Origin of the sequence: Flavobacterium sp. FlaQc-28, assembly GCF_044007415.1 — a bacterium.
In the GTDB taxonomy this organism is placed as follows: domain Bacteria; phylum Bacteroidota; class Bacteroidia; order Flavobacteriales; family Flavobacteriaceae; genus Flavobacterium.
Genome location: NZ_JBIPCM010000002.1, coordinates 708,611 through 728,862, shown reverse-complemented (window position 1 = coordinate 728,862; position 20,252 = coordinate 708,611). Strand labels below are relative to the sequence as shown.

24 protein-coding genes are annotated in these 20,252 nt (G+C 32.9%); 9 read left to right on the top strand and 15 right to left on the bottom strand.

Annotated features, from left to right (window positions below):
• Window positions 1–2 precede the first annotated feature (2 nt).
• The 8 genes from ACHRVL_RS09135 to rpsF all read right to left on the bottom strand — a co-directional run bounded on the left by ACHRVL_RS09135 (window position 3) and on the right by rpsF (window position 5,776).
• Window positions 3–1,469 carry a DUF3945 domain-containing protein gene (locus tag ACHRVL_RS09135; RefSeq protein ID WP_395412029.1) on the bottom strand — a complete coding sequence of 489 codons (1,467 nt, stop codon included), beginning with the start codon at window positions 1,467–1,469 and terminating at the stop codon, window positions 3–5.
• Window positions 1,470–1,553: 84 nt separating this feature from the next.
• Window positions 1,554–1,862, bottom strand: coding sequence for a helix-turn-helix domain-containing protein (locus ACHRVL_RS09130; RefSeq protein WP_395412027.1), 309 nt, complete (start codon window positions 1,860–1,862; stop codon window positions 1,554–1,556).
• An 11-nt stretch (window positions 1,863–1,873) separates the two neighbouring features.
• Window positions 1,874–2,227, bottom strand: coding sequence for a helix-turn-helix domain-containing protein (locus ACHRVL_RS09125; protein ID WP_395412026.1), 354 nt, complete (start codon window positions 2,225–2,227; stop codon window positions 1,874–1,876).
• Window positions 2,228–2,466: 239 nt separating this feature from the next.
• A complete protein-coding gene (locus ACHRVL_RS09120; RefSeq protein ID WP_395412024.1) occupies window positions 2,467–3,312 on the bottom strand; it encodes an RteC domain-containing protein in 846 nt (281 codons plus the stop codon).
• 693 nt (window positions 3,313–4,005) lie between these two features.
• The gene (locus ACHRVL_RS09115) at window positions 4,006–4,479 is read right to left on the bottom strand and encodes a DUF6495 family protein (RefSeq protein WP_395412022.1); all 474 of its coding nucleotides are present in this window, start codon (window positions 4,477–4,479) and stop codon (window positions 4,006–4,008) included.
• 144 nt (window positions 4,480–4,623) lie between these two features.
• Window positions 4,624–5,064: a 50S ribosomal protein L9 gene (gene rplI, locus ACHRVL_RS09110; RefSeq protein ID WP_089052249.1), complete on the bottom strand. Its 441-nt coding sequence runs from the start codon at window positions 5,062–5,064 to the stop codon at window positions 4,624–4,626.
• Window positions 5,065–5,132: 68 nt separating this feature from the next.
• Entirely contained in the window at window positions 5,133–5,429 is a 297-nt protein-coding gene (rpsR, locus tag ACHRVL_RS09105; RefSeq protein ID WP_002987043.1) for a 30S ribosomal protein S18, read from the bottom strand.
• Between the two features lie 5 nt (window positions 5,430–5,434).
• Entirely contained in the window at window positions 5,435–5,776 is a 342-nt protein-coding gene (rpsF, locus tag ACHRVL_RS09100) for a 30S ribosomal protein S6 (RefSeq protein ID WP_007810575.1), read from the bottom strand.
• Window positions 5,777–5,952: 176 nt separating this feature from the next.
• On the opposite strand from rpsF, the gene ACHRVL_RS09095 reads away from it, so the two are divergent.
• Window positions 5,953–6,648: a LytTR family DNA-binding domain-containing protein gene (locus tag ACHRVL_RS09095; protein WP_071637338.1), complete on the top strand. Its 696-nt coding sequence runs from the start codon at window positions 5,953–5,955 to the stop codon at window positions 6,646–6,648.
• Between the two features lie 3 nt (window positions 6,649–6,651).
• Here ACHRVL_RS09095 and priA read toward each other — a convergent pair whose 3' ends face one another.
• From priA to nadC, 5 genes are all read right to left on the bottom strand, one after another.
• On the bottom strand, window positions 6,652–9,102 hold the full coding sequence (gene priA / locus ACHRVL_RS09090; RefSeq protein WP_395412021.1) for a primosomal protein N': 2,451 nt from the start codon (window positions 9,100–9,102) through the stop codon (window positions 6,652–6,654).
• A 29-nt stretch (window positions 9,103–9,131) separates the two neighbouring features.
• Window positions 9,132–9,872 carry a subclass B1 metallo-beta-lactamase gene (gene bla-B1-FLAV, locus ACHRVL_RS09085; protein WP_395412019.1) on the bottom strand — a complete coding sequence of 247 codons (741 nt, stop codon included), beginning with the start codon at window positions 9,870–9,872 and terminating at the stop codon, window positions 9,132–9,134.
• 10 nt (window positions 9,873–9,882) lie between these two features.
• A complete protein-coding gene (locus ACHRVL_RS09080) occupies window positions 9,883–10,314 on the bottom strand; it encodes a DUF2147 domain-containing protein (protein ID WP_089052252.1) in 432 nt (143 codons plus the stop codon).
• A 2-nt stretch (window positions 10,315–10,316) separates the two neighbouring features.
• Window positions 10,317–11,240, bottom strand: coding sequence for a YihY/virulence factor BrkB family protein (locus tag ACHRVL_RS09075; RefSeq protein ID WP_370431668.1), 924 nt, complete (start codon window positions 11,238–11,240; stop codon window positions 10,317–10,319).
• A gap of 72 nt (window positions 11,241–11,312) precedes the next feature.
• Complete coding sequence (gene nadC, locus ACHRVL_RS09070) at window positions 11,313–12,170, bottom strand: carboxylating nicotinate-nucleotide diphosphorylase (protein ID WP_395412016.1); 858 nt, start codon at window positions 12,168–12,170, stop codon at window positions 11,313–11,315.
• Window positions 12,171–12,433: 263 nt separating this feature from the next.
• On the opposite strand from nadC, the gene ACHRVL_RS09065 reads away from it, so the two are divergent.
• The 7 genes from ACHRVL_RS09065 (at window position 12,434) to rlmH (ending at window position 17,863) form a co-directional block, all read left to right on the top strand.
• Window positions 12,434–13,534, top strand: a complete 1,101-nt coding sequence (locus ACHRVL_RS09065; RefSeq protein ID WP_395412014.1) for a DNA alkylation repair protein — start codon at window positions 12,434–12,436, stop codon at window positions 13,532–13,534.
• Window positions 13,535–13,738: 204 nt separating this feature from the next.
• Window positions 13,739–14,620 (top strand): pirin family protein, encoded by an 882-nt coding sequence (locus ACHRVL_RS09060; protein ID WP_395412013.1) that lies wholly within the window; start codon window positions 13,739–13,741, stop codon window positions 14,618–14,620.
• A 3-nt stretch (window positions 14,621–14,623) separates the two neighbouring features.
• The gene (locus ACHRVL_RS09055; RefSeq protein ID WP_395412011.1) at window positions 14,624–15,019 is read left to right on the top strand and encodes an OsmC family protein; all 396 of its coding nucleotides are present in this window, start codon (window positions 14,624–14,626) and stop codon (window positions 15,017–15,019) included.
• Window positions 15,020–15,024: 5 nt separating this feature from the next.
• Complete coding sequence (locus ACHRVL_RS09050) at window positions 15,025–15,309, top strand: GNAT family N-acetyltransferase (protein ID WP_099719669.1); 285 nt, start codon at window positions 15,025–15,027, stop codon at window positions 15,307–15,309.
• Between the two features lie 182 nt (window positions 15,310–15,491).
• Entirely contained in the window at window positions 15,492–16,907 is a 1,416-nt protein-coding gene (locus tag ACHRVL_RS09045; RefSeq protein ID WP_395412009.1) for an adenosine deaminase, read from the top strand.
• A gap of 53 nt (window positions 16,908–16,960) precedes the next feature.
• A complete protein-coding gene (locus tag ACHRVL_RS09040) occupies window positions 16,961–17,263 on the top strand; it encodes an antibiotic biosynthesis monooxygenase family protein (RefSeq protein WP_395412007.1) in 303 nt (100 codons plus the stop codon).
• Between the two features lie 126 nt (window positions 17,264–17,389).
• Entirely contained in the window at window positions 17,390–17,863 is a 474-nt protein-coding gene (rlmH, locus tag ACHRVL_RS09035; RefSeq protein ID WP_026729408.1) for a 23S rRNA (pseudouridine(1915)-N(3))-methyltransferase RlmH, read from the top strand.
• Window positions 17,864–17,903: 40 nt separating this feature from the next.
• Here the strand turns inward: rlmH and ACHRVL_RS09030 are convergent, their stop codons facing one another.
• Complete coding sequence (locus ACHRVL_RS09030; protein WP_395412005.1) at window positions 17,904–18,551, bottom strand: hypothetical protein; 648 nt, start codon at window positions 18,549–18,551, stop codon at window positions 17,904–17,906.
• Between the two features lie 146 nt (window positions 18,552–18,697).
• On the bottom strand, window positions 18,698–19,522 hold the full coding sequence (gene folP, locus ACHRVL_RS09025; RefSeq protein WP_395412003.1) for a dihydropteroate synthase: 825 nt from the start codon (window positions 19,520–19,522) through the stop codon (window positions 18,698–18,700).
• Between the two features lie 147 nt (window positions 19,523–19,669).
• Between folP and ACHRVL_RS09020 the strand changes: the two genes are divergently transcribed.
• The gene (locus ACHRVL_RS09020) at window positions 19,670–20,212 is read left to right on the top strand and encodes a DUF1599 domain-containing protein (RefSeq protein WP_395412000.1); all 543 of its coding nucleotides are present in this window, start codon (window positions 19,670–19,672) and stop codon (window positions 20,210–20,212) included.
• The last annotated feature ends 40 nt before the right edge of the window (window positions 20,213–20,252 follow it).

The following is a 20,252-nucleotide window of genomic DNA, read 5'->3' as shown; positions in this document are numbered from 1 at the left end:
GATTACATTTTTCTGCCTTTGGATTTAGCAGGTGCTTTAGGTTTTTCCTGTTGTTTCTTGCTATCTGGATTTTTTTGTCCCGATTTCAAAGGCTCTTTGATATTCTTGGTCGCTTCATTGGTTTTACCCTCCGAATTAACCGCAGTCTGTGTTTTATAGGCTTCGGTAGGTTTCGCCTGCTCTTTTAGCTTATTCGGATTTTGGAAAGAGAAATCTATTTTGTTCGTTTCTTTATTAAAAGTGATGTAACCATTATATTCCTTACCTTTTTTATCTACCAATCCGCTTACATAAACCGTCTGTCCGTCTTTGAATTTTTGATGTTGTTCATTATCCAATTCTTTGCCTCTAAAGGTTTTCGGAGCTTCCTGCGATTGATTCTGTTGATTAGTTTGTTGATTGTTCTGTCCGTTGCTTTGCGTTTGTTTATTCGTGTTGCTTCTGTCAAACAGAAATTCTACATATCGTTTGTCTGCATTGAACTGTACCGTTGCCGAAAATTCAGTTCCCTTTTTAGAAATCATTCCATCTAATTGAAGTGGTTTGCCTTCCATTAAGGTTTGCTTTTGCGCATCATCCAATTTTATCCCTTTGATTTCGTCAGGAATTTTTATTTTGTCTGTACGCAGGGCAACCAGCTCATTGGTCAATCGGTCCACACTGATAATGGAGGAAATGGTTTCGCCTGTTTTGGGATTGGTTAAATTAACTACTCGTCCCATATTGCCCGATTGAAGTAAATTGTCTTTGTCTTCTTTGGTAAACTTATGTCCAAAAAATTCAAAGTTCAGGTTGGGTTCCTTACGAATACCGTGAATAGCAACCACAACTGCTCCCTGATCATTTTGTTGTAGTGAAAGTCGGGCATCCATACGAGTAACCGCAGTGCCAAGATTAAGACTTACGGGTACCAATTCATTGGTTTTGAAACCTCTTAATAATGGATCAAGCAGGTTCATTTTTTCAAGTTTTTCTTTACTTAGTCCAAGATTATTCATGGTTTCCCAATCAATCTGTTCCGATTTGAAGCGATATTCACTTGTTTCCGGTGCTGTTTGTGTTGTTTCCATATCGTTTTTATTTTCTGGTTTTTTATCCTGTTGTGGTTCTGCTTTTACTTCATGTTCCTTCATCACTTTTTCACCCTCTGGAGTTGGATTATCCACTTGTTTTTGCATTTCTTTTGCTTTATTTACGGCTTCATCAGCAGGTACTTTGAAAAAGGAGAAATTGGTAGGGTTTTTCAACTGACTGAAAAAATTGGAAAAAAAATTGGAAATGAAGTCACCGTGTTTATCCACACGCATAAACTGGTTTTGGTTTTTCTTGGCGGGGTCAACGGTTTCCATTTTTCCGTTTTCGTCAATACTTTTTACGGCTTGGATTTTCATCTTCTCTTTATCCAATACCAGTAATATCTCGGATAGTTGTTCTGGAGATTCCTGTTTGTTTGCAGTTTCTTCGCTCATAATTTGAAAATTTTAAAGTTCGATGCCTAAAGTAAAACAAGCGGTCACTACATTGTATTAATTGGTATTCAAAGGCAGTGTTTGTCACTTATTGGCGTTCATTTTTTTTGCAGGAGGGTTAAAACTTTCCCTTATGAATTGATGTACATCGGATAGTTTATAATATAGCTTTCCGCTTATTGTATAATAGGGTAACTTCCCGATAGAGCGATACCGTTGTAAGGAACGGTTACTGATTTTTAGCATCTGAAGTAAATCCTGATTATCCAACAATTCCTCGCCGTCAATGTTGTTGCGTTTCTTTTGTGAATCATCAATATGGTCGCTAAGCATATCAAGGCGGTCAATTATGCGTTCCATCCACGCCAAAAATTCCATTCGGTCAATATTCATAGGGATACATTTTATAGTTTGCCTGATGTTAATTTTCTACCTTTTTCGATATAACTTTTACCTTTTGCCATAAGTTCTTCCACATACTCGTCACTGCTCTGTACGGCATTCGCATTGAGCATATCCTTGATCGTTCCAATGGTGTAGAAATATTGTCCGTAGATTTTTGAATAAGCAATCTCGCCTCTGGTACGCATACGCCATAAGGTTTTCTCACTGATATGTAGGTACTGGCATACCTCGTGGTTATTGAGCCACAGGTCATCATAGCTGGTGTTTTCCAATCTTTTCAGATAGTCAGCAATAGCATTGATACGGCTGTTTAGCTGTTCCCACGCTTCCTCTTCAATGGTTATAATTTTCATTGCATAGCTTTTTAATATTCACTATGCAAAATTGGTAAGGATGGCAGAGTTTCTCCGCCAAGCCTTGCCAATTGGTTTGGTAGTTTTTTGTAATCCGGATAAACCCTTGTTCAATGAGGTATTCAGGGCTTCTTGAAAGTTTGTAAAGGATTTTGGATGATATTCGCCAATTGGTAGATATGGGCAAAGAAAAAGCAATACATTTTTGTGTACTGCTTTCAATCTAATATATGATATAGCTAAAGCTCTTTATCCATATATTCTTCAAGTGATGATTTGAGTTGGTCTAAAAATGCAGTTCTTGATCCTGAACGGGTTTTCATCCGGTGAAACGCATGATGCAAATCGCCGAGAGGAATACGAAAAAGTATTTGAAATATCAGGCTTATTTTTCGGATACCAATTTTACCATGGGAAATAGCTCCCGAAGCATAAAGGGCATAAACTAATTCGATAATTGCATTCTTGCTGTCTGTCCAAAAGATATCTTTTGTTGATTCAGATTGTTGTAAAATCGTATCTGGATTTTCATCGGGGTTGATTTTCGTAAGCAGGAAAGTATAGAGTAATTCGTTGGAAATAATTCTTGCGAGCTTGTAATCGAAGAAGGTGGAGAATGATGGATCAATTTCAAACACAATGCTGTTAAGCCCATCATGATAATTTATATTTCCTCTTTTAAAATAGGTCTGATCACGATCCGTTCGTCCAGAACGGTAATATCGGTAAAAATCCGAATTACAAACATGCTCACTGTATTCTCGTTTCAGATTTGTTAACTGCATTGTGAAATAGTTGTAATACATTTTACCAGTATCGACAGGACAAGAAGTCTCAATACGATAAAGTTTGTTGTAGTAAATTAATTTACCAAGGATTTGAGGTTTTACGGTGCGGAAGAAATGTATTTCATCAGCATCATTTTTAAAGCCCTCGTCGATTACATCTTTCTTAACTGAAAATAACAAGTCTTGGAGATACAAGGTCATTTCATAAGCTTCATCAATCAGTCTTTTGCTTTGTGATGAAATCTTATCCTCCTTGTTGTGTATCTCTAAAATGATGTTTTGTAGAGAGTATTTCATAGCTTATAATTTTGTGAGGATTACCAAAGTTTCAATAAGAATTCCCCAGTTAAATCACAAAATTTACAATTACAGATGAATAAAACCCCCAAGTTGGGTGGAACTTGGGGGTTTTTATTTGGTCCGACAGAACCTAAAAAATTGAATGAGGAAGATAAAAATAGTATAAAAAGATAGAATCCCTTGACCTATTTTTTGTATTTTTGTTTTATTGTTACAAGGAAAAACAAGAGTAAATGAATGCAATGAGCACCATTACTAAATCGTTACCTTTAGTGTTTTCCATTCTTGTAAACTACTCTTTATAAGTAGCTTTGGGCTATATTAATTTTTTTAATATATAAAATGTAAAGAACATCAAAAACTGAGAAAAACCTATAGTTGAACTACATCTTTTATCGTCATAAACCAACCAAAATTCTTTACTATTTTTTCATTAATTTTATTAATGTAGTACATTTACTACATTAAAAAACAAAAAACAAATCAAAATAACATCATAACTGACTAAACAAGAGACAAATCCTACATTTTAGTCGTAAAAAAACAATTTCTTGCAGTATTAAGAAAAAACACGTAGAAATACGGGGTTAAAAAAGAAACAAACTTTAAACAAAAGTTAAAAAAATAAAAAAAAGGTAAACAATTGCAATACACAATTATTTACCTTTTACAGTCTTTTATTTAAAATAACTAAGATTCAATTATCGAATTAATCTGAGAAAATAATTGTCCATCACTTAAAAAAGCACCTTGTTGAATCAACTCAAATATAGATGCGTTTCTATCTTCAGTAAATACCTTCTTTCCAACCTTCATTTCAATGTTTTCAGTAAACATATTATCAGACAGCCATTGTAAACCTTCTGTGGTTAAAAAATCAGTTTCTTCAACTAGTGATTTCAAAACAATTGATTGTACATGAGTTTCAAAACACTGAAACAAGAAAATATGATTTCTCGAGAAATGTTCTAAATATTCAGCTCTTGACAATACCCCTTCCCAAATTAAATCTGAGAAAACATCTAATTCCTGCTCAGCAACTTCCGGCTTGTTTTCTTTAAGAGAATCCCATTCCGCTTTATCAATTGCCTGAGTAGCCAAAAAGCTGGCAAATTCAGCATGTAGTTCATCAAATTGTTCCTTTGTTAATCTTGCGTATTTCATTTTATGTTAGGCTTTATGCTTTACGTTGTAAGCTTAAGCAATACGCTATAAGCTACCAACCATAAGTCTAATTAATATTAATTTATTTCATTAAACAAAAAAATCCCGATTTTCATCGGGATTTTTATATAGTTTTTAAAACTATTACTTTTCAGCAACAATTTCATAAGCTAATTCAACGATTACATCTCTGTGTAGACGAACTGAAGCATTGTATTTTCCTGTACGTTTAACGATACCACTAGTGATGAATTTTCTATCGATAGCATTTCCAGATTTCTCTAAAGCCTCAGCGATATCAATATTCGTGATAGAACCAAAAAGTTTCTCTCCACCAGCTTTTGCTGTAAGTTTAATTTCAAGAGCTTTTAAAGTTTCAGCTAATGCTTTAGCATCAGCAACAACTTTAGCTTCTTTATGTGCTCTTTGTTTTAGGTTTTCAGCTAAAACTTTTTTAGCAGAAGGAGTTGCCAATGTAGCAAAACCTTGAGGAATTAAAAAGTTACGACCGTAACCAGGTTTTACAGATACTACATCATCTTTAAATCCTAAGTTTTGTACGTCTTGTTTTAAAATAATTTCCATGTTGTTGTCCTTATTTTTAGAAGTTAGGTTCTGATCTAACAGAAACCAGCGACTAGATTTTTTTTATACTATTTTAATAAATCGGCCACGTATGGCATTAAAGCTAAGTGACGAGCTCTTTTTACAGCTACAGAAACTTTTCTTTGGTATTTTAATGAAGTTCCAGTTAAACGACGAGGAAGAATTTTTCCTTGCTCATTTACGAATTTCAATAAGAAATCAGCATCTTTATAATCGATGTATTTGATTCCTGATTTTTTGAAACGACAATACTTTTTAGTTTTGTTAGTTTCAATGTTTAAAGGCGTTAAATATCTGATATCTCCGTCTTTTTTTCCTTTTGCAGATTGTTCGATTGTAGACATAATAATTACGCTTTAGTAGATTTTAATTTTGCTCTTCTTCTTTCCGCCCATGAAATAGCATGTTTGTCTAAACTTACAGTTAAGAAACGCATAACTCTTTCGTCACGTCTGAATTCAGTTTCAAAAGCAATTAGAACTTCTCCAGCTACTTTGAATTCGAATAAATGGTAAAAACCACTTTTTTTGTTTTGGATTTCGTAAGCCATTTTTTTCAGACCCCAATCCTCTTTCGATACCATTTCAGCTCCTCTACTAGTAAGAAATTCTTCAAATTTCGTTACTGTTTCCTTCACCTGAACCTCAGATAAAACGGGATTTAAAATGAAAACAGTTTCATAATGATTCATAAATACAATATTTATTTGTTAAAATTGGGTGCAAAAGTAACCATAATTTTTAAATATACAACACTTTTTTACTTTTATTCGTTGTAATGTAAAAAACAGAGCTTAACTTTAGTTTTTTTTACAAAAAAATAATACATTTACTATTGCTATCCTGAATTTATTCTAAATTTATTGTTATGAAACTAAACTGTGTTGTTGTAGATGATAGTTCTATACAAAGGACAATTATTGCAAAATTAGTCAATAATCACCCAGGTTTGCATTTAATCGGTGATTTTTCTAATGCAATTGAAGCGAAGAGTTGTATCTCTTTAAATAATATCGACCTAATATTTCTTGATATAGAAATGCCTGTTATAAACGGCTTTGACTTCCTTGATGGACTAAAGTCTAAACCGCAGATTATATTCATTACTTCTAAAGCCGAATACGCTTTAAAAGCTTTTGATTATGATGCAACCGATTATTTGCAAAAACCTATTGCCGTTGACCGTTTTAATGCTTCTGTAAAAAGAGCTATAGATATGCATTTGCTTAAAAAAGAAGTTAAAGAAGAGGAAGGCGAACATATCTTTATCAAAAGCAACCTTAAGAAACTTAAAATCTTCACAGCAAAAATCAAATGGATTGAAGCTTTTGGAGACTATGTAAGAGTGGTTACTGAGGACGACAGTAATTTGGTACTTTCAACTATGAAATCCTTTGAAAATGACTTATCAAAAGATAAATTTATTCGTGTACACAAATCATACATAATTAATATAGATAAAGTAGAACGTTTTAATAGCAAATTTGCCGAAATCGGGATTACTAAAATTCCGCTTAGCCGCAACAAAAAAGAAGACTTAGTAAAAGCATTGTCAACGTCGTAATTTTTAATAAAAATCGACATTAACAACAACCTTTACAGCTCTGTACTGAGCAACAGCCTCAAAACTATTCAATATTTTTTGGATAGTTTTTTTTGTACTCCCTAATGGAATTTCTTGTGGAATTTTAATCAAAATAGTTCGAATATACTCGTTTCGGATTCTATTTATTGCAGGTTCTTCAGGCCCGAGAACCGGCATTTTTAAGTTTTGACTCAAAACCTGATACAACCACATAGAACCCTCTTTTAGCTTTTCAAACTCACGATGTTTTAAAGTAAGTTTAATAATCCTGAAATAAGGCGGATATTTATAAATCATCCTATCATACAATTGCTCCTTATACATACCCATATAATTATGGTTTGTAACTTGTTGAATTGTGTTATGATTTGGATTGTACGTTTGAATCACCACTTTGCCCTGTTTTTCAGATCTCCCTGCCCTTCCTGCAACCTGCGTCATCATTTGAAAACTGCGTTCAAAAGCTCTAAAATCTGGATGATGCAGCATATTATCAGCATTCATAATTCCAACCAAACTCACATTATCAAAATCAAGACCTTTAGCCAGCATTTGTGTTCCAACCAAAATATCTACTTCTCTATTTTTGAAAGTATCGATAATTTTTTCGAAACCAAATTTACCTCGCGTTGTATCCTGATCCATTCTGGCTGTTTTAGCTTTTGGAAAAAGAGAAATCAATTCCTGTTCAATTTGTTCCGTCCCAAAACCTTTAGTTGTCAAATCTATACTCGAACAGCTATGACAATGTGTTGGCTTTGCAATTGAATAACCACAATAATGACAACGCAATTGATTTTTAAATTTATGAAATGTCAAACTTACATCGCATTGCTGGCAATGCGGTACATGACCACAAGTCATACATTCTATTATAGGAGAATAACCTCTTCTGTTTTGAAACAAAATTACCTGTTCACCTAAAGACAAAGCTTCGGCAATTTCTTCAATTAAAAGATCACTAAAATGCCCCGTCATTCTTTTTCTGAAATGTTTGTCTTTTAAATCAACCAAAACCACTTCAGGCATTCGAACATTTTTGTAACGTTCGGTTAAAGTGACCAAACCATATTTATTCGCTTGAGTATTAAAGTACGTCTCTATACTTGGAGTCGCAGATCCTAACAATACTTTGGCATTATGAAAGTTTGCCAAAACAATTGCCGAGTCTCGGGCATGATATCTTGGTGCAGGATCAGTTTGCTTAAAAGTCTGCTCATGTTCTTCATCAACAATAAGCAAACCCAAACTATTAAAGGGCAAAAACAAGGCAGACCTCGCTCCTATTACAATCTGTGCTTTTTCAGAGTCTTCTAGTGTTTGTTTCCAAACCTCAACTCGCTCATTATTACTGTATTTAGAATGAAAAACAGCTACTTTATCACCAAAATGAAGTCGTAATCGAGAAACTAATTGTGTTGTAAGTGCAATTTCTGGCAGCAAGTACAAAATTTGTTTACCCGTTTCTAAATATTCTTCAATCAGCTTAATGTAAATCTCCGTCTTTCCACTTGAGGTAACACCATGCAGAAGACAAACTTCTCTTTCTAAGAAACTATTTTTAATTGCTGTAAAAGCATTTTCCTGAGCTTCGCTTAACTGAAGTTCTTTCTCTGATTTTTCTCCATTAAATGAAACACGATCGTGCTGTAAATAATACTCCTCGAAAATTTCTTTCTCTATTAAAGCTTTTACAACAGCCGAAGTAGAATTTGAAACTTCAATCAATTTCTTTACCGTAATCGGTTTCTTTTCTGAAGCGCTTATCTGAAAATAAGCCAATACAATTTCTTTTTGCTTATTAGCACTTTTTAAAACCTCGAGCAGTTCTCCTAAACCATTATCAGATTCGTATTGCGAATGTAATTTCACATAACGAATCAGCTTCGGCTTGTAACTCTCTTTTATTTCTTCTTCTAAAACAATAATATCCTTTGCAATTAATTTTTGAAGAATTGGCAGAATATTTTTCTTATTTAAAATCGAAACAATCTCCTGAACTTTAAGCGAACTTTGATGCTGCAGCGCTTCATAAACTAAAAACTCATCATCTGAAAGTTCTGAATCATTTACAACAACTTCTGGTTTATGCGAAACAATAGTCTCACTTTCTAATAATAATCCCGTTGGGAAAGCACCACGATAAACATCGCCAATGCCGCACATATAATAATTGGCAACCCAAAGCCAATGTTTAATCTGCGTTTCGGTCGCAATAGGTTTTTCATCTAAAATCTGATGAATTTCTTTAGCCTCATATAATGTCGGTGCATTTTCGTGTATATCAATCACCAGCGCTGTATAAATTTTACTTTTACCAAATGGCACTGCTACCCGCATACCCTTTTTTATAAAATGATATTCAGATTCAGAAACACGATATGTAAAAGTTTTAGCTAAAGAAAGCGGTAAAACAACTTCGATAAAAAACATGTACTAATTTTATAGGATTCGGAAACTTATTATTTCCCTGAAGGTTTGGCTAAATAATCATTAATCAATTTCAAAGTATGATTTAGAGATTCTGCGTTAGTTCCATTGTCGTGACCAGGAATAACATAAACTGGCTTTTTGAATTTTGTTTGCACTTTATTCATCGATTTCTGCCATTCTTTTACGTCCGCATCTCCTAAATAACCTAAATCAACAGCGGATATACTTTTTACAAAACATCCTCCGTAAAGTACTCTCTCTTTATTAAACCATACCACAACATTATCAGAAGCATGACCTTTTCCAGGATAATAAACCTCAAAAGTATGCTGACCGACTGTAAATGTCGTGTCATTCGGAATTATAAATTCTGCCCTGCCTTCGTTGTTCTTTTTAAGAATCTCATCAGTTAATTTGATTGTATAGGTTTTGATTCCTTTTTTTCTATAAAAATCTAATCCTCCAGCACGATCTTCGTGAGAATGTGTTGCAAAATGCATTATAACCTTTTTATTATGTCTTGCTTTTATCGTATCCAATAAAGGCTGAAACTGTGTTTTATCCCAAGGCGCATCAAACAAGACCACTCCTTTACTTGTAACCAAATACAAAGCATTGGCAGAAATCTTTGTTCCTTTATAATCATGAAATGTTTTATAAACATAAAAGTCACCCGTAAGATGACTTATTTGCAATGGCGAGTTCTTAGATTGTCCAAAACTATTTGAAGCTAAGACTAAGAATAAAATTATCGAAGCTAATTTTCGCATATTTTAAAAATTAATTTTTCACTCGTGTCCAATATTGCGTTCTTCCCATTAAAGAAATTCCAACATAACCGCGAAGTTTCAATTTATCTGCAGATTCTAACGAAATATAACATTTGTATTTTTTTCCATTTGTAGGATCTAAAATAGTTCCTCCATTATATTCAGAACCATCTTTTTTAAGACCATTCATAATAACCATTCCTAAAATAGGTTTATTTTTCTCAGCACCGTCACATTTAGTACAAACATCCTTTTTATGATCAGCACGAAGAATCTCAACTATTTTACCATAAATTTTTCCAGATTTTTCATAAACCTCTACTACAGATTTTGCCTCACCAGTTTCGTCGTCAATAGTTTTCCATTTTCCGATAACGCTTTGAGATTGCATTGTACTTAATGCGAAGAAAAAAACACCAATTGTTAAAATCCAATTTTTCATACCTATTTATTTTTTTTTTGTTTTAATTTTCTGATTGAGGCATTCAATTCAAAACCCAAAAGCAGAATCATACAGTTTATCCAAATGTAAAACATTAGAATTAATAATGTTCCTATTGAACCATAAAGTTCGTTATATTTTGAGAATTTTATAACCCAAATCCCAAAAAAGAACGAAGATATAACAATTAAGATTGTTGTAAAAACCGATCCTATACTGATAAAAGGCACTTTATTATACTGCTTTGTACCATAACGCAATAATATTGAAGATGTTATCAAAATCATCAGCATAATAAATAAATATCTACTTAAAATGATCAACGGAATACGATCACTCAAAACATCCTGAATAATTGTTTTTTGAATAAAAACCTCAAAAACAACAATCGTAGCCACTGTTACAAACAATATAATAGTCATAACAAGCGAAATGGCTAATGCTACCAAATATTGCTTTAAAAAACCACGCTTATCAAAAACATGCTTAGAAGACTCGAAGCCGCTTAAAATTCCGTTAATACCATTTGCCATTAAAAAAATCGAAAGCAAAAATCCCGACGATAACAATCCAGAATGACTATTATTTAAAATATCACTAATGATTTTACTAATAGCATCGTAAGTATTTGGAGGAACTCCTTGCTGCACAAACTGTAAAAAATCGGCCTGAAAACCTTCTATCGGAATAAAAGGAATTAAGTTTAAAATAAATAATGCAAAAGGAAATAAAGCCATAAAAAAGCTGAAAGAAACAGCACTGGCATGATAAGAAAATGCACCTTCAATAATTCCTAAAGTATACATTTCAAGCAAATCATATAGCGAAAAACCTTCCAGCCAAGGCAATTTTATTTTCTTAAAAAATCGGGCTATAGAACGTATTACAGGTACTTTTTCAATCCGATCTTCTATTTCTTGAGACATACTATTTTAGATTTTAGATTGTGGAGTTGGATTTAGATTACAAAAGTTACAATTTAAAAACACTTTACTCAATTAAAAAGCTTTTAAACTCAAATCCATATTGTAAACGGAATGAGTTAATGCTCCAGACGAAATATAATTTACACCGCAAAGTCCATATTCGCGAATGGTTTTTTCACTGATATTTCCAGAAGATTCTGTCTGACATTTTGAACCAATCAAAGCTACGGCAGTTTTAGTATCTTCATAATTAAAATTATCAATTAAAATTCTGTGAACACCATCGCTCAAAAGAATTTCGCGAATTTCATCAAGATTTCTGGCTTCAACAATAATTTTTAAATCCAAATTATTCTCTTTCAAATACTCTTTCGTTTTTTTTATGGCAAGCGTAATACCGCCGGCAAAATCAATATGATTATCTTTTAACATCACCATATCATATAAAGCGTATCGATGGTTTTCTCCGCCTCCAATTTTCACCGCCCATTTTTCTGCAGCTCTAAAATTTGGAGTCGTTTTGCGAGTATCTAATATTTTAGCTCCCGTTCCTTCTAAAAGCTGTACACAATGATTTGTTTTTGTTGCAATTGCAGACATTCTCTGCATAGTATTTAAAACTACTCTTTCGGCCTTCAAAATAGATTGAGAACTTCCAGAAACTTCAAAAACAATCTCACCATATTCTACATGTGTTCCATCTTCAATAAATGTTTTTACCTTTAATTTCGGATCAACATAATCAAATATCATTTTCGCAAGCGCAACACCAGCAATAATTCCCTGATCTTTTACCAATAATCTTGCTTGACCATGAGCAGTGTCAGGAATACAAGCAAGAGAACTATAATCGCCTGTTCCAACATCTTCTCTAATGGCATTACGAATCAAAAGTTCTAATTCTGATTGAAATTGAGCTTCACTTATCATTTTTCTATTTTTTATAATAGGCTAAATTATGACTTATTTTATGGAATTAAAAGTTTCCATTGTACGAAAAGTTTCTTATTAACTTTTTTTTATCAGCCGCAGATTATTAAAATTAAAATGATTTCAAAAAATCTGCGCTACTCTTTTTAATCTGCCACATAAATCTTTAGTGGGAATATTTAAAGTTTATATTTTTTTCAACTAAAATCCGCATCCACAATTAAAAACATTAAATATCTTTGAGGTTCAAGCAAACAAAATTTATGGGATTAATTAAAGATATTTACTCCGTTTCTTTCTACGAAAAATTTGGTCAGGCTGTTGCCGAAGTACATCCAGCATTCAACAAACAAAAATTTATTAAAGCAATTTATGAAGGTGATTTTGCTCAAAAAGAATGGAAAGAAAGAATGAAACACACAACAGTTGTATTTCATCAATTTATGCCGCAAAATTTATCAGAAGCTGTTTCTCTAATTGATAAAATCATCGAAAATTTAAAGAAAAATAATTTCACAGACAGCAATCTGGCTTTTATCTTCTTTGCCGATTATATCGAAATGTACGGTTTAGATGATTTTAAAACTTCGGCGAAAGCCTTTGTTTCTATAACACAATTTATAAGCTGTGAATTTGCTGTTCGTCCTTTTATTTTAAAGTATAAAGAACAGATGATTGTCGAAATGACAAAATGGTCTCTGCACGAAAATCATCATGTACGCCGTTTAGCCAGCGAAGGTTCACGCCCAAGATTACCGTGGGCAATGGCAATTCCGTTCTTGAAAAACGATCCTTCTTCTATCCTGCCTATTTTAGAAAACCTAAAAAACGATCCTTCCGAATATGTCAGAAGAAGCGTAGCTAATAACTTAAATGATATTGCAAAAGATAATCCGCAAATTGTATTAGAAATCGCTTCTAAATGGAAAGGTCAAAACATAGAAACCGACGGAATCATCAAACATGGCTGCCGAACTTTATTAAAACAAGGACATCCTGAAATTTTAAGTCATTATGGTTTAGAAAGTACAAATATTGAACTTTCATCATTTGAAGTTAAAACACCTGTTGTAAAAATTGGAGATTATCTGCAGTTTCACTTTCATTTAAATAATAAAAATGAAGAACCCAAAACCATTCGTTTAGAATATGCCGTTCATTACAAAAAAGCAAAAGGACATTTAGCTAAAAAAGTTTTCAAAATAAGTGAGAAAGTTTACCCTCCGAATCAATTAACCAAAATTGAAAGAAATCAATCTTTCAAATTAATTACAACAAGAGTTTTTCATACGGGAACACATCAATTGTCAATTATTATTAATGGAACAGAGAGTGAAGTTTTGAGTTTTGATTTAATAGATTAAATATAACGTATTCTCACATCTTTGTCATTCCGAGGAACGAGGAATGACAAACAGAACTGCATAAAAAGAAGCATTTGAATTATTCTACATTTTCCTTACTTTTATAATTCTAAAAATTCAAAACAAACTTTTCTTAATCTAAATTAAGTTACAGACAAGCGCCGTTGCTTTAATTTTGTTTTCAAATCAAATAAAAAATACCACATGTCAAATATCAGTTTAATTATCGAAGAACGTGCTGCCAATATTGGCAACTTCATGGTAGGTCGTTTACTGCCTTTCCGTGAAAAAAGAGCTGTTGGTCCATTTGTATTTATCGATCATATGGGACCTGCACATTTAAGTGATCATGAAAATATGGATGTTCCGCCGCATCCGCATATCGGACTTTCGACTTTGACATTCTTGTTTGAAGGAAGCATTATGCACCGTGACAGTTTAGGAACTGAATTAGAAATAAAACCCGGTGCCGTAAACTGGATGACAGCTGGAAAGGGAATTGTTCACTCTGAAAGAACACCAGAATATTTAAGGCATTCAGACAAAATGCTTCACGGATTGCAGATTTGGGTAGCGCTTCCAAAAGAATTGGAACAAATGGATCCGAATTTCACCCATGTTGAAGCAGATGATATTCCAGCTTGGGAAGAAGACGGCGTTTCATACAAGTTGATTGCCGGCGAAGCATTTGGTAAAAAATCACCGGTTCCAGTTTATAGTCCGCTTTATTTTATTGAGATCAAAAGTACTGAAGCTAAAAAAATCAATATTGGAAGTCATTTATTTGGCGAAAGCGGTTTGTATATTTTGGAAGGAAGCATAAAAAGCGGAGAACATACTTATGATCCAAAACAAATTTTAATTACAAACGACAGTACACTTTGTGAGTTTGAAATTGCTAAAAATTCAACTGTATATATCTTTGGAGGTCAACCATTTCCTGAAGAACATTTTATCTTTTGGAACTTCGTTTCATCAGATAAAAACCTCATCGAAAAAGCCAAACAAGACTGGACAGCACAGACTTTTCCAAAAGTTCCAGGCGAAACTGAATTCGTTCCGTTACCTGAACCAAGAATCAGATAAATTATGAAAACAATATCAGCACAAATAGATACTCGTTTGTATCGCACCGAAATAACATCATCCAGCGGAAATATTGTAATCGCCGATGAACCTCAAGAAGTTGGAGGAAAAAATCTTGGTTTTAGTCCGTCAGAACTTTTAGCATCTGCATTAGCGTCTTGCACTTTGATTACACTGCGAATGTACATTAATCGCAAACAATGGGATGTTTCTGAAATTAACGTAAAAGTAGATTTTGAAAGAGATAATCATCAAAACATTTCTCTATTTACAAGAAAAATTGAAGTTACCGGCGAAGTAGACGAAAAACAACGACAACGATTAGAGACAATTGCAAACAGCTGTCCAATACACAAAACATTAACAAACTCAATAGAAATTAAAACGACCTTAATATAATTATCATGGAAATTCAACAAATAAACGATACAAGAAGAGGTTACTTTGAAGCTGTAGAAGACGGAAAAGAAGCTGGAAAAATGACTTATACTTGGGCGGGAGACTCAAAATTTATTATCGATCATACCGAAGTAAACCCAGATTTTAACGGAAAAGGTGTTGGTAAAAAACTAGTTATGGCTGCCGTAGAATATGCCAGAACTAATAATTTAAAAATTATTCCGCTTTGTCCTTTTGCAAAAAGTGTTTTTGATAAGGTTGAGGAAATTCGTGATGTACTTTTTTCTTGAGTTACAAAGGTTCAAAGGTTCAGAGGTTTTTGTATAGAGACGCACAACAGTGCGTCTTTTTTTATTTGATCATTTCTTTAAAAACTTTGTCCCTTTGAACCTTTGAGCCTTTGTCCCTTAAAAACAAAATTTTCAAATTTCCGCGAAAACTCGTATATTTGCGCGTAATTTAAACTTAGAGTATGACAAGGATAATTACGCTTTTCTGTATTTTTATAGCACAAATCGGCTTTTCTCAAACAGCTGAGAGTTATTTAGAAAAAATCAGAAATAATGAAGCTCTCTTAACAGCTTTCTTTCAACAAATGCCTAAAGGAGGCGATTTACACCATCATTTTTCAGGATCAATTTATGCAGAACCTCTTTTAGAAAGAGCAATTGCTGAAAACTTTTATTTGGATGTAGAAACTATGGCAGTTTCTAAAACAAAACCTGCTAATGGAAACTGGGAAAGCTTCTCCTCTCTTAAAGAAAAAGGAAAACTAGATTATTACGAACAGCAAATTATGCAGACTTGGTCTATCAAGGATTATAATGGTTCTGTGCCATCTGACGATCAGTTTTTTGATTCTTTTATGAAATTCGAACCAACTATCGCGGGTCATTTTGCAGAAGGAATGCTTGAATTAAAAAAGCGTGCTATTTCAGAAAATGTAAGTTATATCGAAACTCAATTATCAACGATTCCGTCTGACATGAATGTTACTGATTTAGCAGATTTTAATACAAAATTGCGTCAGGCTGCAACACAAAAAGATGAAAAAGCAGTTTTAAAACTTTTAGATGAATTGTATAAATCATTGCAGCAAAAAGATGCCAAAAAATATGCTTTAGATTTCAATAACAATTTTATTGCAAAACTGCATAAAGACTTAAAAATGGATGACGAAAAATTCACAATGCGTTATCAAAACTTTGTGCTGCGTTTTATGGATCCTGTAGACTTGTTTAAAAACTTAGTTATTGCTTTTATTTCCTCTAATGAAAGCAAACTGACTGCGGGTGTAAACATAGTTTCTCCAGAACACGGACAAAACTCTATGAAAGATTATTGGCTTCACATGGTGATGTTTAAATATTGTCATTCAAAATTTCCTGACGTAAAATATACACTTCACGCAGGCGAATTGACTTTAGGTTTGGTTCAGCCAGAAGATTTAACTTGGCATATAAATGATGCGATTTATATTGCCGGTGCTAACAGAATTGGTCACGGAGTTGATATTGCTTACGAAGCAAATTCATATGATTTATTGAAATATATGTCTAAAAATAATATTCCAATTGAGATCAATTTAGCCAGCAATGAGTTTATATTAAAAGTAAAAGAAAACAGACATCCATTTACCCTTTACAAAGAATTTAATGTACCTATCGTAATCAGCACAGACGATGCAGGGATTTTAAGAACTAATATGACAGAACAGTATGTTTTATTAGCCAAAAGATATCCTGATGTGAATTACGAAACAATTAAAAAATACGTTTACAACAGCATCAATTACAGTTTCATTCAAGATGCATCAGTAAAAAAACAATTAATCAAAGATTTAGATTCTCGTTTTAAAACTTTTGAAGCGAAGTTCTCTAAAAACTAAATTCTAAACCTAACAGGTTTTAAAAACCCGTTAGGTTTGTCACTATTAAAATTATGATTTTAGAAGCCGTATTTCTTTATGTAAAGCCTGAATTAGCAAATCAATTTGAAGCTGATTTTACAAAAGCAAGCCAATACATTTCATCAATCAACGGTTATTTAGGTCATCGATTAGAGAAATGTCTCGAAGTCGAAAACAAATATCTCTTATTGGTTAATTGGAATACGCTTGAAGATCATACAATAGGTTTCAGAACTTCTGAAGCGTATTTGGAATGGAAAAAGATTTTACATCATTATTATGAACCTTTTCCAATTGTAGAACATTTCGAAACAGTTTACGAGAATAAAAAATAGTTTTTTTTGCCACAGATTAAAAGAATTTAAAAGGTTTTTTTTTACTTTAAAATAATCAGTGAAAGTCCTTTAATCTGTAGCTAAAAAAATAAAATTCGTGCAATTCGTGGCAAAAAAACTTAACCAATGAACATCAAACTTATCGCAATAGGCAAAACAGACAACAAATCGCTTCAAACTTTAATTGACGATTATACCAAACGTTTGTCATTTTACATCAAATTTGATTTGGAAATTATTCCCGATATCAAAAACGTAAAAAACTTATCTGAAAGTCAACAGAAAGAAAAGGAAGGCGAATTGATTCTGTCAAAACTTTCGGCAACAGATCAATTGATTTTATTGGATGAAAACGGAAAAAACTTCTCCAGTGTTGGTTTTTCTGAAGAATTGCAAAAGAAAATGAATTCTGGTGTAAAAACTTTAGTTTTTGTTATTGGAGGGCCGTACGGCTTTTCTGAAACGGTTTATAAAAAAGCACAAGGAAAGGTTTCACTTTCGCTAATGACGTTTTCGCACCAAATGGTTCGGTTGTTTTTTATCGAGCAATTGTACCGCGGATTTACGATTTTACGAAATGAACCTTATCATCATCAATAAAGGTTGAACGTTGATTCGTTTAATCGTTTAATCGCAGTTTCTAGAAAACAAACTCTTCATCTTCGTTTATAAAAACAAACGGAATCTTTTTATCAATAATTGTTTTTACAAGAATTTTAGATTGAATGTAATCTCCATAACTCATGTTTTTATCATATGAAAATGTAATTTGAGCTTTTGGATTTATAACCAAACTATCCAAAAATGGCTTTAAATTACTTTTAGGAAAATCATACGTTTTTCTTCCACTGTATTGTATCATTCCGTTCTTTTTAAAATACAACTGACTTCTATTATTCGCAATTTCCATTTTATAAAACACTTTCGTGAAAGGCAAAAAAGCTAGATTCTTTCCGATTGAATCTGCGTAAGAATAATAGTTTTCAGCATTTTCGTTTTTGTGGGCGCTGTCCGCTCTTTTCTTTTCCTGCATTTTCATAACCTGCGGAATTACCTTTTTCAAAGGCAAACGCTTATCGATATTAAAAATCCAATTGGTCGAAATAATAGCACTTTTTCTATTTAGATCGGCGATCGTATCTTTTCCTTCAGTTTTAAAAAAGATATAAATTGGCGAATGATCTTGTACATCTTTTACAATTGAAACATTTGATTTTGGAAGTAAAACGTCTTCTTTTTTTCCACAAGAGAAAAGAAGGAAAGCAATAATTATAGTAACGTATTTCATATTTGTTTGTTTTTAAACTCAAAGTATGTCATTTCGACGAAGGAGAAATCACAGTAGTATTTCCTCAGAGAAATTCATCAATCTTTGTCGATCTAGCAACGAAGATTTCTCCTTCGTCGAAATGACAAACCAGACGATTATTTCAATTATAAATCTAATTTATTAAACAAAGTAACGCATTCCACCGCCTCCTTAACATCATGCACCCGCAAAATTTTTGCTCCTTTTGTTAAAGCAATTGTATTTAGAAACGTAGTTCCGTTTAAAGCTTCGTGCGGTGTAATATCAAGTGTTTTATAAATCATTGATTTTCTAGAAATCCCAGCTAAAACTGGTAATTCTAAAAGGTTAAAAAGTTCCATTTTCTGCATAACCTCATAATTCTGATCGGTTGTTTTGGCAAAACCAAAACCTGGATCTAGAATCAAATCATTAATTCCTAAACTTCTCGCTTTTTGCACTTTTTCAGAAAAATAAAAAAGCATTTCTTTTACAATATCATCGTATTGCGTCAAACTCTGCATCGTTTGCGGATTGCCGCGCATATGCATCATAATGTACGGAACGTTATATTTCGCTATGACATCAAGCATTTTATTGTCTAATTCTCCCGCTGCAATATCGTTTACAATTGCTGCGCCGCTTTCTATACTTGCTTTTGCAACTTCGGCTCTAAAAGTATCAATTGATAATAATGCTTGCGGAAAATGCTTTAAAATTAATTCGACAGCTGGAACAATTCGGTCAATTTCTTCTTGCTCTGAAACAAATTCAGCACTTGGTTTACTTGAATAAGCGCCAATATCTATAAAAGATGCGCCCTCCGAAAGCATTTTACCAACCTGCGAAATAATATCTTCTTCATCTTTATATTTTCCTCCATCAAAGAAAGAATTCGGTGTAACATTCAAAATCCCCATAACTTTAGGAATCGATAAATCTATAAGTTCGCCTTTGCAGTTAATCGTCATTGTTTGTTTTGTTTCAAGTTTCAGGTTTCAAGTTATCACCGTTAACACTTTGTTTAGAAAAAACTTGAAACAAAGAAAACACTAAACTTGAAACTCTTTAATTTAATCCTTATTTTTGGAAAAATTTTAGCAAATATACAGCAATAAATGAAGAATACTTCTCAAGAATTTGATAATGTAATCACGGTTTGCCGAACCTTGTTTATCAATAAAATGAAAGATTACGGCAGTGCGTGGCGAATTTTAAGATTGCCTTCGCTAACGGATCAAATTTTCATAAAAGCGCAAAGAATCAGAAGCTTGCAAGAAAACGATGTTCGCAAAATTGATGAAGATGAAAAAGGAGAATTTATTGGAATCATCAATTATTCTATTATGGCTTTAATTCAGTTAGAACTAGGCGTTGTTGACCAGCCTGATCTTGATGTTGAAAAAGCAACTGAATTATATGATGCTAAAGTAAAACTTACTAAAGATCTAATGGAAGCCAAAAATCATGATTACGGAGAAGCATGGCGTGATATGCGTGTGAGCTCTTTAACTGATTTGATTCTTCAAAAACTGCTTCGCGTAAAACAAATTGAAGATAATAAAGGTGCAACTTTAGTTTCTGAAGGCATTGATGCTAATTATCAGGATATGATTAATTACGCTGTTTTTGCTTTAATCTTAAATCCAATAAACAAATAAATTTCCAATTTTTATCCCGATAGCTATCGGAACCAAAATC

Coding starts and splice junctions, on each gene's coding strand:
- ACHRVL_RS09135 (WP_395412029.1), bottom strand. CDS start 1,469: ATGAGCGAAGAAACTGCAAACAAACAGGAATCTCCAGAACAACTATCC.
- ACHRVL_RS09130 (WP_395412027.1), bottom strand. CDS start 1,862: ATGAATATTGACCGAATGGAATTTTTGGCGTGGATGGAACGCATAATT.
- ACHRVL_RS09125 (WP_395412026.1), bottom strand. CDS start 2,227: ATGAAAATTATAACCATTGAAGAGGAAGCGTGGGAACAGCTAAACAGC.
- ACHRVL_RS09120 (WP_395412024.1), bottom strand. CDS start 3,312: ATGAAATACTCTCTACAAAACATCATTTTAGAGATACACAACAAGGAG.
- ACHRVL_RS09115 (WP_395412022.1), bottom strand. CDS start 4,479: ATGAAATACGCAAGATTAACAAAGGAACAATTTGATGAACTACATGCT.
- rplI (WP_089052249.1), bottom strand. CDS start 5,064: ATGGAAATTATTTTAAAACAAGACGTACAAAACTTAGGATTTAAAGAT.
- rpsR (WP_002987043.1), bottom strand. CDS start 5,429: ATGTCTACAATCGAACAATCTGCAAAAGGAAAAAAAGACGGAGATATC.
- rpsF (WP_007810575.1), bottom strand. CDS start 5,776: ATGAATCATTATGAAACTGTTTTCATTTTAAATCCCGTTTTATCTGAG.
- ACHRVL_RS09095 (WP_071637338.1), top strand. CDS start 5,953: ATGAAACTAAACTGTGTTGTTGTAGATGATAGTTCTATACAAAGGACA.
- priA (WP_395412021.1), bottom strand. CDS start 9,102: ATGTTTTTTATCGAAGTTGTTTTACCGCTTTCTTTAGCTAAAACTTTT.
- bla-B1-FLAV (WP_395412019.1), bottom strand. CDS start 9,872: ATGCGAAAATTAGCTTCGATAATTTTATTCTTAGTCTTAGCTTCAAAT.
- ACHRVL_RS09080 (WP_089052252.1), bottom strand. CDS start 10,314: ATGAAAAATTGGATTTTAACAATTGGTGTTTTTTTCTTCGCATTAAGT.
- ACHRVL_RS09075 (WP_370431668.1), bottom strand. CDS start 11,240: ATGTCTCAAGAAATAGAAGATCGGATTGAAAAAGTACCTGTAATACGT.
- nadC (WP_395412016.1), bottom strand. CDS start 12,170: ATGATAAGTGAAGCTCAATTTCAATCAGAATTAGAACTTTTGATTCGT.
- ACHRVL_RS09065 (WP_395412014.1), top strand. CDS start 12,434: ATGGGATTAATTAAAGATATTTACTCCGTTTCTTTCTACGAAAAATTT.
- ACHRVL_RS09060 (WP_395412013.1), top strand. CDS start 13,739: ATGTCAAATATCAGTTTAATTATCGAAGAACGTGCTGCCAATATTGGC.
- ACHRVL_RS09055 (WP_395412011.1), top strand. CDS start 14,624: ATGAAAACAATATCAGCACAAATAGATACTCGTTTGTATCGCACCGAA.
- ACHRVL_RS09050 (WP_099719669.1), top strand. CDS start 15,025: ATGGAAATTCAACAAATAAACGATACAAGAAGAGGTTACTTTGAAGCT.
- ACHRVL_RS09045 (WP_395412009.1), top strand. CDS start 15,492: ATGACAAGGATAATTACGCTTTTCTGTATTTTTATAGCACAAATCGGC.
- ACHRVL_RS09040 (WP_395412007.1), top strand. CDS start 16,961: ATGATTTTAGAAGCCGTATTTCTTTATGTAAAGCCTGAATTAGCAAAT.
- rlmH (WP_026729408.1), top strand. CDS start 17,390: ATGAACATCAAACTTATCGCAATAGGCAAAACAGACAACAAATCGCTT.
- ACHRVL_RS09030 (WP_395412005.1), bottom strand. CDS start 18,551: ATGAAATACGTTACTATAATTATTGCTTTCCTTCTTTTCTCTTGTGGA.
- folP (WP_395412003.1), bottom strand. CDS start 19,522: ATGACGATTAACTGCAAAGGCGAACTTATAGATTTATCGATTCCTAAA.
- ACHRVL_RS09020 (WP_395412000.1), top strand. CDS start 19,670: ATGAAGAATACTTCTCAAGAATTTGATAATGTAATCACGGTTTGCCGA.